Annotated in this window: 12 protein-coding genes; 5 read left to right on the top strand and 7 right to left on the bottom strand. The window is 65.9% G+C overall.

Going from position 1 to position 14,629, the window contains the following annotated elements; genetic code table 11:
* Nucleotides 1-4 precede the first annotated feature (4 nt).
* Nucleotides 5-739, bottom strand: coding sequence for a hypothetical protein (locus tag KCG34_RS17020; RefSeq protein ID WP_211936818.1), 735 nt, complete (start codon nt 737-739; stop codon nt 5-7).
* Nucleotides 740-862: 123 nt separating this feature from the next.
* On the opposite strand from KCG34_RS17020, the gene KCG34_RS17015 reads away from it, so the two are divergent.
* The 4 genes from KCG34_RS17015 to KCG34_RS17000 all read left to right on the top strand — a co-directional run bounded on the left by KCG34_RS17015 (nt 863) and on the right by KCG34_RS17000 (nt 5,927).
* Nucleotides 863-3,859 carry a TonB-dependent receptor domain-containing protein gene (locus KCG34_RS17015; RefSeq protein WP_211936817.1) on the top strand — a complete coding sequence of 999 codons (2,997 nt, stop codon included), beginning with the start codon at nt 863-865 and terminating at the stop codon, nt 3,857-3,859.
* Nucleotides 3,860-4,134: 275 nt separating this feature from the next.
* Nucleotides 4,135-5,067 carry an aspartyl protease family protein gene (locus KCG34_RS17010; protein WP_211936816.1) on the top strand — a complete coding sequence of 311 codons (933 nt, stop codon included), beginning with the start codon at nt 4,135-4,137 and terminating at the stop codon, nt 5,065-5,067.
* Between the two features lie 22 nt (nt 5,068-5,089).
* Nucleotides 5,090-5,485, top strand: coding sequence for a hypothetical protein (locus KCG34_RS17005; RefSeq protein ID WP_211936815.1), 396 nt, complete (start codon nt 5,090-5,092; stop codon nt 5,483-5,485).
* 220 nt (nt 5,486-5,705) lie between these two features.
* Nucleotides 5,706-5,927, top strand: coding sequence for a hypothetical protein (locus tag KCG34_RS17000; protein ID WP_211936814.1), 222 nt, complete (start codon nt 5,706-5,708; stop codon nt 5,925-5,927).
* Nucleotides 5,928-5,957: 30 nt separating this feature from the next.
* Here the strand turns inward: KCG34_RS17000 and galE are convergent, their stop codons facing one another.
* The 3 genes from galE to KCG34_RS16985 are packed head-to-tail and all read right to left on the bottom strand — an operon-like array spanning nt 5,958 to nt 9,346.
* A complete protein-coding gene (gene galE / locus KCG34_RS16995; protein ID WP_249138059.1) occupies nt 5,958-6,938 on the bottom strand; it encodes a UDP-glucose 4-epimerase GalE in 981 nt (326 codons plus the stop codon).
* A gap of 22 nt (nt 6,939-6,960) precedes the next feature.
* The gene (locus KCG34_RS16990; RefSeq protein WP_211936813.1) at nt 6,961-7,836 is read right to left on the bottom strand and encodes a UTP--glucose-1-phosphate uridylyltransferase; all 876 of its coding nucleotides are present in this window, start codon (nt 7,834-7,836) and stop codon (nt 6,961-6,963) included.
* A gap of 7 nt (nt 7,837-7,843) precedes the next feature.
* Entirely contained in the window at nt 7,844-9,346 is a 1,503-nt protein-coding gene (locus tag KCG34_RS16985; protein ID WP_211936812.1) for a phosphomannomutase/phosphoglucomutase, read from the bottom strand.
* Between the two features lie 320 nt (nt 9,347-9,666).
* On the opposite strand from KCG34_RS16985, the gene KCG34_RS16980 reads away from it, so the two are divergent.
* Entirely contained in the window at nt 9,667-11,955 is a 2,289-nt protein-coding gene (locus KCG34_RS16980) for a GumC family protein (protein ID WP_211936811.1), read from the top strand.
* Between the two features lie 205 nt (nt 11,956-12,160).
* Here the strand turns inward: KCG34_RS16980 and KCG34_RS16975 are convergent, their stop codons facing one another.
* From KCG34_RS16975 to KCG34_RS16965, 3 genes are all read right to left on the bottom strand, one after another.
* Nucleotides 12,161-12,922, bottom strand: a complete 762-nt coding sequence (locus tag KCG34_RS16975; RefSeq protein WP_211936810.1) for an MBL fold metallo-hydrolase — start codon at nt 12,920-12,922, stop codon at nt 12,161-12,163.
* A gap of 68 nt (nt 12,923-12,990) precedes the next feature.
* Nucleotides 12,991-13,755, bottom strand: coding sequence for an alpha/beta fold hydrolase (locus tag KCG34_RS16970; protein WP_211936809.1), 765 nt, complete (start codon nt 13,753-13,755; stop codon nt 12,991-12,993).
* A gap of 49 nt (nt 13,756-13,804) precedes the next feature.
* Complete coding sequence (locus KCG34_RS16965) at nt 13,805-14,611, bottom strand: alpha/beta fold hydrolase (RefSeq protein ID WP_211936808.1); 807 nt, start codon at nt 14,609-14,611, stop codon at nt 13,805-13,807.
* Between the last annotated feature and the right edge of the window lie 18 nt (nt 14,612-14,629).

Here is a 14,629-nt window from a genome sequence, read left to right as displayed (position 1 = left end):
CCGGCTATTGGTCCCGCTTCACCCGGGTCGAGACGCCGTCGATCTTGATGAAATAGCTACCCAGGGAGCCGCGGCTGATATGAGCCGCCTTGCCCGGGCGCGGGTCGAGGTTCGGCTCCTGGTCGCCGATCTCATGCCAGACCGATCCGTCCTCCAGGGAGATCACCCAGCGGCCGGTCGCGTCATGGCCGGCCGAGGCGACCTTGCCATCAATGGCGTTCAGTTCCTCCTTGGTCGCCGCCTTGTCGAAGATCGACAGGGTCGGCAGGTTGAAGCCGAAGGCCTGGCGGCGGGCGGCCCGGGCCTGCTGGCGGTCCACCACCACGATGTCGCCGCCGGCCTCGGCCTTGTCGATATCCGCCGCCGCCTTGTCGTAGCAGGCGAGGCGCGCGGCGCTGTCCGCAATACCCCGGCAGTCGACCAGCGATTTCAGCACCTGGGCACGGTCTGCACCAGCGGCGCCGGCCCCAGGCGCGGCAAGCAGAATCGCGGATCCGCCCGCCACGCCGGCCATCGCCAGACAAAAATGCCGAAGTCGGGCCATCAAAACGCTCCATTCATGGCTACAGCCGCTCAGGTTCGGGCATCGATAGCGCTCATAATGGCGAAAGGACGACCGTTTCCGCCCTAATATGACGAGATCGAGGGCAAGGCGAGGCAGGATTTTCCAAGTTCGAAGGCACTGTGTCGCGAAAGTGACATGCAGGTAATGATCTGCATCGGCGCGGCCTGCGAGCATTGACCGTCCAGGCCAAATTTCTACTCTCCCGGCCCAATCGCGCCCGAACCATGGGCCGAGACACATCATAGTTGAAAGCGCCGGCGGACATTCGGGCCGGCGTACCCTCGGAGGGGCCTACATATGAAGATCAACACCACGCGAGCGGCACTGCTCGCGTCTACGGTGCTTTGCGGGGCGATCGCGCTGTCCGCTTCGGCCGCATCGGCGCAGACGGCGCCGGCCGCCCAAGGCGCCGCGGCGGCTCAGACCACGAACGAAATCATCGTCACCGGCACGCGCATCAAGGGGGCGAGCAACGCCACCAGCGCCAGCCCGATCTCGGTCGCCACCAGCGCCTCGATTTCGCTGACCAAGGCCGATTCGGTCGAAGAAGTGCTGCAGCACATGACCGGCGCCGACTTCACCGGCGGCTTGTCCAACGCCAGCAACAACGGCGGCGTCGGCCTATCGGAAGTTAGCCTGCGCAACCTCGGCCCGGCGCGTGCTCTTGTGCTGATTGACGGGCAGCGCACGGTGCCGGTCTATTCCGGTTCGCTGTCTACCCCCGACTTGAACTCCGTACCCCTCAGCATGGTGGATCGCCTGGAGGTGCTGCGTGATGGCGCTTCGTCGATCTACGGTGCCGACGCCATCGGCGGCGTGATCAACATCATCACCAAGAAGAACTTCAGCGGCATGCAAATGGACGCCTCCTATGGGGAGAGCGGCCACGGTGACGGTGCCGTGTACAGCGTCGGCGGCGCCATCGGCGTCAACAGCGACCGCGGCAACGTGATGGTCAGCCTGAACTGGGACCATCGAGATTCGATTGGTCAATGGCAGCGCGACTGGGCCATCGATCCGCATATCGGCAGTCCAGCTGAAGGTGGATCGGCCTACCGAAGCCAGCTGGACATCCTGCAGGAAGAATCCGGTAGCCTAGTGTGGGCTAATGGTCAGCAGCTCAACAAACATGACGGCACGGTGAATTGGGGTGCCATCGACCCGTCGCTGCTGTACCTACCGAACGTCGGCAAGGTCAAGATGAACGCCGGTCGCAACGACTGGAACGCTCTGACCGGCGGGCTCGACCGCAAGCAGATCAGCTTCAACGCCCACTATAACCTGACTGACAATCTACGCTTCATCATGGACGGGTTCTTTACCAACCGTGATTCGAACCAAGCGCTGCGTCCCGAGCCGCTGCTGGGCGACAATATTTCAACGGTCCAGCCGGGCACCTCCAACGTGCTATGGCCGGGCTTCCAGCTGCCGGACTCGGTGTTTACCAGCGCGGGCTTCGCGGCCCCTGCCGCCAGCGACAATCACTTCTTCTACCTCACCCCAAACCAGTTCGGTCCGCGGACCTATCGTCAGAACTCTCAGACCTATCGCGTCCGCGCCGGATTCGAGGGGACTTTGTTCGACAAGTACGACTGGGAAGCCGGCTATGTGTTCCAGGAGAACTATAACCGTGCCGATACGCTGAATGAAGGTAACTTCAACCACATCGCTCAGCTGTCCGGCCAGATCGCCTGCGTTGACGTTCCTGGCGGTTGCAAACCCGGCACCTTGATCGACGGCACCGCGAGCACGGTTCCGGTGACAATGCCGAACTGGCTCGGCGGCCCGAACAATATCTTCACACCGGCCCAACTCGCCTATGCGACCTTCAACAATATCGATCTTTCGTATGCACGGGAAAGCTATGGCTACGCCAATATCAGCGGCCCGATCTGGGACTTGCCTGCCGGCGAGCTGAAGGGATCGATCGGTGGGGAGATCCGCCAAGAATTCCTGAGCAATACGCCTAGCGACATCGTTCAACAGGGCTGGGGTCCCAACGCCTCGGCCCCGACTGCTGGCGGCTTCAACGTGGCCTCGGTGTTTGGCGAGCTGAACATCCCGGTGCTGAAGGACCTGCCGTTCATCGAGTCCCTGACCCTAACCCCCAGCGCCCGTTACGATAACTACACCAACTTCGGCGCTGCCTTCACCAATAAGGTTGGGATCGAATATAAGGTCGACCGCGACATCCGCTTCCGCGCCTCTTATTCGACCGGTTTCCGGGCGCCATCGACCGCGGAACTGTTTGGTGGCAACTTCGTCAGCGACCTCCCGGTCGATGGCGATCCTTGCGATAGCCGTGGCTCCGCGTTCGGCGCATCAAGTGGCAACTCGAACATCGGCGTTGGCGTGCTTAGCGCAGGCTCCAACTGTGCCAAGGCGCTGGCCGGCGTAACTGGTGCCCTCGACGGAACCGGTAAGGTGACCAACTTCCAGCCTGCGTACGACGAGGGATCGGCGACCCAGCAACAGGTCCTGGAAGGTGGCAATCCGAAGCTGAAGCCCGAACTCTCGGAGCAGTACGCTCTCGGCGTGGTATTTACCCCGCGATGGGTCGAAGGCTTTAGCTTCAGCATCGACTACTATGATATCCGGATCAGCAACGCGATCCTGACCGGTGGATTCGGCGGCAATCAGCCGGACGTAGTGGTCAACGGTTGCTACGGCCCAGCTCAGAACCAGTTCTACTGCAATCTGATCTCACGTAACCCCGCTACTGGCGGCATCACCCAGATCACCAGCCCGAACGTCAACTTCGGGGTGGAGAAGGTGCGCGGTATTGACTACCAATTCGACTATGACACTGCGGCCGCCCATCTGACGCTGCCGATCCCAGGCTCGTTCCGCTTCGACCTGCAGATCAGCAATCTCATGAAGCACTCGACTCAGAACCCCGACGGCACCAACAACAACTACGCCGGAACGTTCAACACCAGCGCCGAGTTCGTTCAGCCCCGGTGGAAGGGTACGGCCGCCGTCGACTATCACTTGGGTCCGTGGACCGCGCACTGGGATGGCCAATACATTGGTCAGACCCACAACAACGACGGTTCGGCTCCCGCCGAGGGCAACAAGATCGGGGACACCTGGTACAACAACATCAGCGCCAGCTATACCTTCAGTGACTTCGGCTTCATGAAGAAGGCTCGCGTGACCCTGGGCATCGACAATGTCGCCGACCAGGATCCGCCGTTCCTGAACAGCGACGCGGTCTGTAAGTGCAACAGCATCGCCGGTCCGTATGATTTCGTCGGCCGCTTCTTCTACGGCCGCATCTCGACCAGCTTCTAAGCTGGACAAACCCCTCAGCCAGGCGCCGTTCGCGGCGTCCTGGTCCTGAGGTCGAAAATCTCGACCGCCCGCGGAGTCCTCCGCGGGCGGTTATTCTTTGCTCAGGAAAAGGCGCTATCCTTGCGACTCAAAGCATAGGGGCGGCGAAGACCGCAAACAGGAGGCGAGCCCTGGAGCAGTCGTGGCATAGGCGGCGCGTACTGGCCGCAGCCGGCGCCAGCCTGCTCGGGGGCGCCGTCCTGGCGCGCCCGGCGCAGGTCCAGGTTCAGGTCAATATGCTGGACCTCGCCCCAGTCACGCCGGCGCCCCTGCCCCAGGGCGCTTCGCCCGAGCTAATCGCGGCCGGCAAGGACGCCGCCAGGCGCATGTCGGTGGGCGTCGAGCTCAATCGCCAGGGCCCGTTCACCTTCGTCGTCGACACCGGCGCCAATCGGTCGGTGGTGGCGAGCGAGACCGCCGCAGCGCTCGCCCTGCCGTCGGCGGGAGAGGAGGATGTGCATGGCATACTGGGCGCCGAGCAGAGTCGTGTCGTTCTGGTCGACCGCCTGACCATCGGCGAGGTCACGTCGCGGCGGCTGCGCCTGCCCACGCTCGGGGCGGACAGCCTGGGCGTCCAGGGCCTCTTGGGCGTCGACGTCTTCGGCGACCGCCGCGTGGTGCTGAACTTTCACGACGACCGGCTGGAGATCGGGCCTTCCTACGACGGCGTTTCCGTGACCCGAGGCGACCGCCTGCGCGGTTCCTCGAGTTTCGCCAGCGACGACACCAGCGATGGGGTGCGGGTGCCGGCCCGCTATCGTGGCGGGCAATTGATCATCGTCGACGCCGACGTGGGCGGCCTGCCGGTGACCGCCTTCCTCGATTCCGGCTCGCAGAACACCGTCGCCAATCTGGCCCTCTACAAGCAGATGCTGGAGCACAAGCCGGACCAGGTGGCCAAGCTGCTCAAGGTCGAACTCCTGAGCGCCACCGGCCAGGTTGCGCCGGGGGACCTGTGCCTCCTGCCCAGCCTGCGCCTCGGCGGCCTGAAGATGACCGGCCTTTCCGCCGTCTATGCCGACCTGCACACCTTCGACATCTGGGGCTTGTCCACCCGGCCCTCGATCCTGGTGGGGGTCGACGTGTTGCGCCACTTCAACGCCGTGGAGCTGGATTTCGGCCGCCGGCAGGTGACGTTCCACACTCCGCCAGGCTGGCGGCGGCTGTGATGCGCCGGATGGGGCCTCGCTGATGCAGCGCCTGAGCTACTACCCGGACAACGGCCCCTGGGCGGTCGCCGCGCGGCTCGGATTCCTGATCTCCCTGGTCGCGGTCAGCTTCGCCGCCCTGGCGCCGGCGGGGTGGGTCCCGCGCCTTTTGTTCTCCCGGCATCTGGAGCATTTCGCAGCTTTTTATGTGGCCACGGTGATGGCCTGCGCCGCCCTGCCCCGCGCCAGGCTGATGCATGTCGGCCTCGGCATGACCCTGTTCGCGGTCGGGCTGGAGCTGCTGCGGGTCCTTCCGTCGCAGAACCGCGCCTGGGCCGTGGAGGCGGGGCAGGCGGATATCGGCGGCGTCCTGGCCGCCCTGGCGCCGATCGTGGTCGAGCGGTTTCGCAGCTGGTTCGATCCTCGCGAGACTCGCTGAAGCGGACCGGCGTGGCGCCTGCGCCACGGGTCACAACGGAAGAGTCCGCACACTTGCGGCGTGCGGCGCCCGGCTGCTAGGCATCATCCTCGTACTGCGACTCGGCCCTGGCACAGATCTTGCCAGATGCGCCAGTTGTGGCAGCCTGACTGTGCGAAATCGCCGCAGCAGTCCGCCTAACCCGTCGCCAAGCGACCTCTGTTTCGACAGGAGATGCGCCGTGGATGTCGAGATCAGGACCCCCGCAGAGACCTCCGCGGACTTCAAGCGCAGCCTGCACCGGTTCCTGGACAGCCGCACCTTCGCCGACGACGAGGGCTTCACCATCCATTGGGCCGAACCGGCCGGCGCCGAGGTGATCCACCACGTGCGCTTCGAGACTGCCGAGGTCGCCGAGGCTTTCCAGACCAGCTGGCGGACGGACTTTCTGGATCGGGAGTAGTTCCCTTTTCCCCTTGCGGGAGAAGGTTCATCACATCCGCGTGCGTTCGAACGCAGCCGCCGTGCGGATCAGGGTTTCCGCGTCCGATCGGGTCGCGCGCCAATTGAAGGCCGTCTGAGCCGCGGACGGATCGGCCACCAGCCGCGGCGGATCGCCGGCGCGTCGCCCGGCCAGTTCGTGCGGCGGGGTCTTGCCCAGCACCCGTTCGCCGGCCTTGACGACCTCCAGCACCGAAAGCCCCTTGCCCGTCCCGAGGTTGAACGGCCGGCCCTGACCCGAGGGGCCGGCGCGCAGCCAGGCCAGCGCCGCCAGGTGCGCGTCGGCCAGGTCGGCCACGTGGATATAGTCGCGCACGCACGAGCCGTCCGGGGTCGGATAGTCAGTGCCGAAAACCTTCAGGCCGGGGCCCGTGCCCAGGGTCGCGCGCACCAGGTTGGGAATCAGGTGGGTCTCGGGGTCGTGCCGCTCGCCGATCTCGGCCGCCTCGTCGGCGCCGGCGGCGTTGAAATAGCGCAGCGCCGCCCAGCTGAAGCCATGCACCGGCGCCATCCAGGAAAGCGCGCCCTCGATCGCCCGCTTGGTCTCGCCATAGGTGTTGGTGGGGACCAGGGGCGCGGTCTCGGGGATCAGCTCGGCCTCGGCCGCGCCATAGACGGCGGCGGTGGAGGAGAACACGATCTGCCTGATCCCCTCGGCGGTCAGCGCCTCGAGGAAGCGCAGGGTCGCGATGACGTTGTTCTCGTAATAGAGCTCGGGCCTCACCATCGACTCGCCCACCAGGCTCGAGGCGGCGAAGTGCATCACGGCGGTGATGTTATGCTCTCGCACCGTGCGCCGGACGGTCTCGGCGTCGCGGATGTCGGCCTGGACGAAGGGTCCCCACTTCACCGCGTCGGCATGGCCGGTGGCGAGGTTGTCCAGGGTGACGGGCTGATAGCCGGCCAGGTCCAATGCCTTGCAGGCATGGGAGCCGACATAGCCGGCCCCGCCGGCGACGAGGATGGATTCCACGATTGACTCCTGCTTTGAAGGGTTACCGACCCAACAGCTCTTCCACCGCCGCCCGCGCCGCGGCGCCGAGGTCCGGGCGCTTCAGGGCCATGGCCACGTTGGCGCGCAAGAGGCCGATCTTGTCGCCGCAGTCATAGGTGGTCCCCTCGTAGTCGAGGGCGTGGAACGGCTGGTCGGCCATCAGCCGGACCATGGCGTCGGTCAGCTGGATCTCGCCGCCGGCGCCGCGTTCCTGGGTCTCCAGGATCTCGAAGATCTCCGGCTGCAGAATGTAGCGGCCCGAGACGATCAGGTTCGACGGGGCGGTTCCCTGGGGCGGCTTTTCGACCATGCCGGTCATGCGGCGCAGGCGTCCCTCGCCGGGCTCCAGGGCGACGATGCCGTAGCGATGGGTTTCGCTCTCGGGCACCGGCTCGACCACGATCAGGTTGCCGCCGACCTTTTCATGCGCCTTGACCGCCTGGGCCAGGGCCGCCGGCTGGGCGTCCATCACCATGTCCGGCAGGATCACGGCGAAGGGCTCATCGCCGACCACGTCGCGGGCGCACCAGACCGCGTGGCCCAGGCCATGCGGCTGCATCTGGCGGACAAAGCTCATCTGACCGGGCTCGGGCAACTCGGCCAGGATCTCGTCCAGGATCTCGGTCTTGCCCTTGGCCCTCAGCTGGGCCTCCATCTCGACATGGTGGTCGAAATAGTCCTCCAGGGCCTGCTTACCGCGGCCGGTGACGAAGACGAAGTGCTCGATCCCCGCCGCCCGCGCCTCGGCCACCGCATAGGAGATGATCGGACGGTCGACCACATTCAGCAGTTCTTTGGCCACCGTCTTGGCCCCGGGCAGCACCCGGGTGCCCAGGCCGGCGACCGGCAGCACCGCCTTGCGAATTTTCTGGCTCATGCGGGCCTCAGATCTCCTGGTTGTAGGCGCCGATCTCGGGGTGGGCGGCCAGGCGCGGCTTGACCTCCTGGCGGAACAGGGCGCGCATGTCGTCCTCGCTGCGGGTGCTCTCGACCACCACCACCACCTCGGGTTTGTTCGAGGAGGCGCGGACCAACACCCAGGAGCCGTCCTCCAGCGCCACGCGCACGCCGTTGACCGTGATCACCTCGCGGATGCCGCGGCCCAGGATCTGGCCCTTGGCCTCGGCCAGGGCGAGATATTCCTGGGTGACCTTGTCCACCACGCCGTACTTGGCCTCGTCGGCGCAGTGAGGCGACATGGTCAGCGAGGTCCAGGCGATGGGCAGGGCCTTCTTCAGGTCGCTGAGCTTCTTGCCCGGATTGCGGTCGAGCATGGCCAGGATCGCCGCCGCCGCGGTCAGGCCGCAGTCGTAGCCGCGGCCGAGTTCCCCTGCGAGGAAGAAGTGGCCGCTCTTTTCGAAGCCGGCCAGGGCGCCGATCTCGGCGGTCTTGCGCTTGATGTAGCTGTGGCCGGTCTTCCAGTAGACCGTGGTGCAGCCGTTCTCGGCAAGGATCGGGTCGGTGGCGTAGAGGCCGGTCGATTTGACGTCGACGATGAACTTGGCGCCCGGGTGCAGGGGGGCCAGATCCCGGGCCAGCATCAGGCCGATCTTGTCGGCGAAGATTTCCTCGCCCTCATCGTCCACCACCCCGCAGCGGTCGCCGTCGCCGTCGAAGCCCAGGGCCAGGTCGGCGCCCTCGGCGCGCACCTTTTCGGCCATGGCCTTGAGCATGACGTGATCTTCGGGATTGGGATTGTACTTGGGGAAGCTCCAGTCGAGGTCGCAGTCCATCTCGACCAGCTCGGCCACGCCCATGCGGCGCAGGGCGTCCGGCGCAAAGGCGCCGGCGGTGCCGTTTCCGCAGGCGGCGATCACCTTCAGCGGCCGCTTCAGCGACAGGCGCGCGGCGACGTCGGCGATGAAGCGTTCCATCACCCCATCGACACGGGTCAGCTTGCCGCCCGGCCGCTCGACGAAGGCGCCCGCCAGCACGATGTCCCGCAGTCGTCCCATTTCGTCCGGGCCGAAGGTCAGCGGGCGCTGGGCGCCCATTTTGACGCCAGTCCAGCCGTTCTCGTTGTGGCTGGCCGTGACCATGGCCACGCACGGGGCGTCCAGGTCGAACTGGGCGAAATAGGCCATGGGGGACAGGGCCAGGCCGATGTCCAGCACCTCGCAGCCGGCGGCCAGAAGGCCCAGGGTCAGGGCCTGCTTGATCGACAGGGAGTATGAGCGGAAGTCGTGGCCAACCACGATCTTCGACTGGCCCAGCTCGTGAATGTAGGTCCCGAGGCCCAGGCCAAGAGCCTGGATTCCCAAGAGATTGATTTCCGGCCCGAACAGCCAGCGGGCGTCGTATTCGCGAAAGCCCGTGGCCTTCACCAGGGGGGTGTTTTCATAGGCGAGGGTATTGGCGGCAAGGTCGGCGCGTGGCGCAGCGAACATGAAAGCTCCGATGTCTGTCTCCCCGGCGCCCGCCTGATAAACTGCCGGGAATGAAGAAACCAGCTACAGCGTAGTGCGTTCCATCAGAAATGTACCCGCCCTGGCGCGGTTCTTGCCGCCGGGACGGTTCAATTGACCCGGCGATGCTGCTAATGCGTGTTGCGTTGCACAATGTCGGACCTGACCTGTGCAGCATGGGCCGGATCGCCCGGCTCGCTAACGTAAGCTATTGCCGGCTTCCCACCGTAGCGCGCATAGGCTACGGCTAGACCCTAAGGGCGTTTACCTCGTGGTCAGTCGGTCTGGAGTAGTCACGACGTATGAACACGCACCTGCCCGAAGGCCTCGTCGCCAGGCAAAGCCTGTCCGGACTGCTGGACAATGTGAAGCCGGCCGCGCCGACCCTGGACCTGCAGAAATATATCGCGCTGTTCCGGCGCCGTCAGACGACCTTCACCATCGTGGCCGCGGCCGTGTTCGCCCTGGCCATCGCCGTCACCATCGCCATGCAACTGTGGTTCCCGCTCTATACGGGGACCGCGACCGTGATCGTCGACCAGCACAAGCAAATGGTGGTCAACGAGCAGCAGGTGATGGGCGACCTGCCCAATGACGCGTTCACCGTCGACACCGAGGTGGCGGTGCTGGGCTCGCGCGACCTGGCCGAAAAGGTCGACACCCAGCTGAACCTCGACCGAGATCCCTTCTTCAACGCCGAGGCCCGGCCACCGGGCCTCCTGCGCCCGATCAAGCAGGCCATCAGCGGCGCCATCAACAGCCTGATCGACTCCATCACCGGCAAACAGGAGCCCAGCGCCGCCATGAAGGCGCAGGTCGCCCATGAAAAGGTGATCGACAAGATCCTCAAGAATCTGAAGGTCACCCGCGAGGGCCTGACCTACGTGATCGACGTCGGCTATCGCGCCGATACGCCGCAAAAGGCGGCCCTGATCGCCAACACCTATGCCGACAAATACCTCTTGGAACAGCTGGACGCCAAGTTCGACGCCACCGAGCGCGCCAATCAGTGGCTGAACTCGCGCCTGGCCGGCCTGCGCGACCAGGTGGTCGCCGCCGACGCCGCGGTCGAGCGCTACAAGGCCGCCAACGGCCTCTTGAGCGCCGAGGGCAACAGCCTGACAGAGCAGGAAATCGCCAACCTCAATAACCAGCTGGCAGCCACCCGCGTCCAGGAGGCCGAGGTCACCGCCCGGCTGAACACCGCCCAAAGCCAGCTCGCCCACGGCAGCAGTGGCGACGATGTCGGCGAGGCGCTGAACTCCCAGGTGGTGCAGCAGCTGCGCGCCCAGCGCGCCGAGGTCAGCCGCCAGGTCGCCGACCTGGAAGCCCGCTACGGGCCGCGCCACCCCGAACTGCTGCGCGCCAAGCAGCAGCTGAACGATATCGACAACCAGATCCAGTCGGAAATCAAACGGGTGATCTCGAACCTGCAGGCGCAGGTTTCGGTGGCCCGCCAGCGCACCGCCTCGATCGCGGGCAGCCTGTCGCAGTCCAAGGGCACCCTGGTCGCCAACAACGCCGCCAGCGTCAAGCTGGCCGAACTGGAGCGCAACGCCGACTCGGCGCGGACCCTGTACCAGACCTTCCTCGACCGCTTTAAGCAGACCAGCGCCCAGCAGGGCATCGAGCAGTCGGACAGCCGCATCATCTCGCGCGCCAAGACCCCGACAAAGCTGTCGTCGCCGCTGTGGATCCTCAACATCCCGCTGGGTCTGATCGCCGCCTGCGCGATCGGCTTCGGCGCCATCCTGCTTTTGGAGATGTTCGAGAACCGGCTGTTCACCTCCGACCAGGTCGAAAGCCTGTTCGACCTGCCGGACCTGGGCTCCATCCCGATGCTGGCCTCGACCATCAACGACAAGACCCTGGCCAAGGCCCGGCTGTCACCGACCAACTATGTGGTGGAAAGGCCGCTGTCGGCCTATGCCGAGGCTTTCCGCAACCTGCGCGCGGCGCTGGGCGCCTCCAAGGCCGGGGGCGAAACCTCACAGGTGATCGCCATCACCTCCTCCTTCCCCAGCGAAGGCAAGAGCACCACCTCGATCTGCCTGGCGCGGGTTGTCGCCATGGCCGGCGCCTCGGTGGTGGTGGTCGACTGCGACCTGCGACGCCGCGCGATCAACATGCACCTGGGCCTCAATCCCAAGGCGGGCCTGCTGGAAGTGCTGAACGGCTCGGCCAGCCTCGAGGCCGGCCTGATCAAGGACCAGCTTACCAACGCCTATTTCCTGACCGCCTCGGCCGAGGGCGGCTCCTCGCCGCGCGATGTCTTCTCCGGGCAGCCGTTCGAGCGCCTGCTGCAGCACCTGCGCCAGCGCTTCGAGATCGTGATCCTGGACACCGCCCCGGTGCTGGCCGTGGCCGACACCCGGGTGATCGCGCCCAAGTGCGATACGGTCCTGCTCCTGGCCCGCTGGCGCCGCACCGCCCAGCAGGCGGTCGAGAAGTCGATCAAGATGCTGCAGTTCTCCGGCGCCCGGGTCAGCGGCGTAGCCCTGACCCAGGTCGACATGAAGGAGCAGGCCCGCTCCGGCTATGGCGACATCGGCTACTACGCCAAGGAATACCGGGACTACTACACGCAGTAGGGTTTCGGACCCGTCCAGTCGAAGGGGGCCGCGGAGATATCCGCGGCCCTTCTGCTTTGAGGGCAGGGGTGGAGGTTCGAATCCTACCGCCCCGACAGCGAGCGGCTCCATCGGACCCCGAGTTCGTGCCAGAAAGCCGCTCTTGGGCATGAGTGGGTAGGATCTTAGGCACGCCTTCCGCTAGTCGGCGACGCGCCTTCGCCCCTCAGTGGCCATGATGACCGCAGTGGCCGTTCCCGCGCGCCGTTGGGGCGATCTTCGAAAGTCGGCGGGCGTGCCGCAGGACTTCGGCCGGTCCCAGGGGACCGCCATGACCCATATGGAACCGCTTGGCGCCGCTATCGACCAGGCGTTCCAATTCCCGCGCGACAGTGCCCGGGTCATCCTCGAACGGCGGCCGGATGGCGCGGCCGGTCAAGGCCATGCCGCCGATCAGAATCCCCGAGGCGATCAGATCGCCGACCAGAGCATCTTGGGATGTCAGTTCGACGGCGATGGAGCCTGGCGTGTGACCGGCGGTATGACGAACAAGTCCGTCGACGCCGAAGTCCGCGAGGCTGACAGTCTGGCCGTTGGTCATGATGATGTCGGGATCAAAGCCGATATAGGGCTCGTGCGGCACGGGCGTCTTCAGAAACAGCCTGCCGACCCCGCTGGTAGGGCAGAAGGTCATCGGCTTGCGGCGGGTGTAGAAATCGACGTCGTCTTCGTGCGCCAGGATAGGCGCGCCCGACAGGTCTCGCAGGCGGGCGGCGGCGCCCGCGTGATCGGTGTGGGCATGGGTGACCACGATCAGCTTGACGTCCTTGAAGTTCAGGCCCTGGCGCGCGAGCGCGCGTTCAAACTTTGCTTCCGAGCCGGGAATGCCGGCGTCGACGAGGACGACGCCGTGGTCGGCTCGGATCATATGGGCGTTGACCATGCCCAGTGGCAGGATCGGGATGCGGGTGATCTGCGTTGCAGACATGGGAAGTTCCTTTGCTGTGTTTGGCTGGGCGGCGCGGAAGTGTGGGCGGCGCCCCGTCGTTGCGAGCGTCATTGCGCGGCCTTCTCGATGAGGGTCGCGACTTCGGCGGGGTGGGAGATGTAGACCGCGTGGCTGGACGGAAGTTCGATCACCACGGCGTGTGAGCGCTGGTACATCGACCTTTCGAGATCGGGATTTATGGCGCGGTCCTGAGTGGCGACCACGGCGAAGCTGGGCTTGGTCTTCCATGCGGGAGACGTAGCCCCGGCCGTCGCAGCCTTCACCGACAGGCCAACCTGCGAACGGGCCATGAAGCTGGCCGTGGCGGCGGGCAGGTCGGCCGCGAAGTCGGCGTGGAAGACGGCCGGATCGATGTAGAGGAAGCCGTCGGCCGACGGCTTCAGCGGGGAGCCGGCCGGCGGCTTGCCGCCCCCGAGCGAGGCGATGCTCTCGCCGGTGTCGGGCTGGAAGGCGGCGACATAGACCAGGCTCTTCACATGGGCGTTGTTGCCCGCGCCGGTGATGATCGCCCCGCCATAGCTGTGGCCGACCAGGACGGCGGGCCCGTCCTGGGCGTCCAGCACGCGGTTGGTGGCGGCGATGTCGTCCTCGAGCGAGGTCTCTGGCGGCTGGACGATGCTGACCTTGTAGCCGTCCTGGGTCAGGATGTCGGAAACCGCCCTCCAGCCGGACCCGTCGGCGAAGGCGCCGTGGACGAGGACGATATTCTTTACCGCGCTCGGCTTTAGGCCGCTTGCCTGGGCAGGGCTGGTCGCGAGGGCGGCGCCTGCCGCCATGATGGCGGCGGCCGAAAGCAGCTTGGACTTGGCCATAGTGGTTTCTCCTTGAGGTTTCGAGTTTGGTTGGCCGAGGGTGAAGGCCTCAGGCGGTGGCGATCGAACACGTCGCACCGCGCAGAGATCGGGCGAAGGCTTCGATCAACTGGGTGACCGCCTGGGGCGATTCCAGCATCGACAGGTGACCGGTCCCGGGCAGGACCTTCAGGACGGCCTGGGGAATCAGCGGGAGCAACTCGGCCTTGAGCGTCTCGACGCTGTCGACCCGGTCCAGTTCGCCTGCGATGACCAGGGTGGGCGCATTGATGGCGGCGACCTGACCGGCGATGTCTTCCTGGCTGGTCCAACGCGGCCAGGCCGCCTTGGCCTGAGGCGAACCGTTCAGGCTGTCGGCGATGACCTGCTCGCGATCCGCCGCGCTTAGCGGCTTGGCCGTCAGGACGTGATCGAGGGTCGCTTCGACCGCTACGCGGCTGGAATAGGCTTTGGCCATCCGCTCGCGCGCTTCGCCATCCAGGGCCATCGGCGAGGGCGGCGACGGGGCGACCAGGACCACGCCGGCTAAGCCCATGGGGCGGCGCGAGGCCAGAAGTTGGGCGACCTTGCCGCCCATCGAGTGGCCCACCAGGATGTAGGACTTCAGGTCCAGCGCCTCGATGACGCCCAGGGCGTCGGCGGCGAGGTCCTCCAGACCGTAGCCGCCCGATGGCGCGTCCGACTTGCCCCAGCCGCGATGATCGACCGCGACAGTGCGATAGGACGAGGCGAGCACTGTGGTCACATGGCGCCAGGTCCGCGAGGAGCCACCCCAATAATGCAGGAACACGAGGGCCAACTCGCCCTGGCCCTGCTCTTCGACATGGATGCGAATCCCGTTCGAGGCGATGTTCATAGGGCTGTCCTTCTCTCC

Source organism: Phenylobacterium montanum, from assembly GCF_018135625.1.
In the GTDB taxonomy this organism is placed as follows: Bacteria; Pseudomonadota; Alphaproteobacteria; order Caulobacterales; family Caulobacteraceae; genus Poindextera; species Poindextera montana.
Note: the sequence above shows the minus strand (reverse complement) of the source record. Positions and strands in the feature narration are given on the sequence as shown.

What these genes read in the sequence shown, in the direction of transcription:
- KCG34_RS17020 (WP_211936818.1), bottom strand. Translation starts at nt 739, where the DNA reads ATGCTCGCAGGCCGCGCCGATGCAGATCATTACCTGCATGTCACTTTC.
- KCG34_RS17015 (WP_211936817.1), top strand. Translation starts at nt 863, where the DNA reads ATGAAGATCAACACCACGCGAGCGGCACTGCTCGCGTCTACGGTGCTT.
- KCG34_RS17010 (WP_211936816.1), top strand. Translation starts at nt 4,135, where the DNA reads ATGCTGGACCTCGCCCCAGTCACGCCGGCGCCCCTGCCCCAGGGCGCT.
- KCG34_RS17005 (WP_211936815.1), top strand. Translation starts at nt 5,090, where the DNA reads ATGCAGCGCCTGAGCTACTACCCGGACAACGGCCCCTGGGCGGTCGCC.
- KCG34_RS16990 (WP_211936813.1), bottom strand. Translation starts at nt 7,836, where the DNA reads ATGAGCCAGAAAATTCGCAAGGCGGTGCTGCCGGTCGCCGGCCTGGGC.
- KCG34_RS16985 (WP_211936812.1), bottom strand. Translation starts at nt 9,346, where the DNA reads ATGTTCGCTGCGCCACGCGCCGACCTTGCCGCCAATACCCTCGCCTAT.
- KCG34_RS16980 (WP_211936811.1), top strand. Translation starts at nt 9,667, where the DNA reads ATGAACACGCACCTGCCCGAAGGCCTCGTCGCCAGGCAAAGCCTGTCC.
- KCG34_RS16975 (WP_211936810.1), bottom strand. Translation starts at nt 12,922, where the DNA reads ATGTCTGCAACGCAGATCACCCGCATCCCGATCCTGCCACTGGGCATG.
- KCG34_RS16970 (WP_211936809.1), bottom strand. Translation starts at nt 13,755, where the DNA reads ATGGCCAAGTCCAAGCTGCTTTCGGCCGCCGCCATCATGGCGGCAGGC.
- KCG34_RS16965 (WP_211936808.1), bottom strand. Translation starts at nt 14,611, where the DNA reads ATGAACATCGCCTCGAACGGGATTCGCATCCATGTCGAAGAGCAGGGC.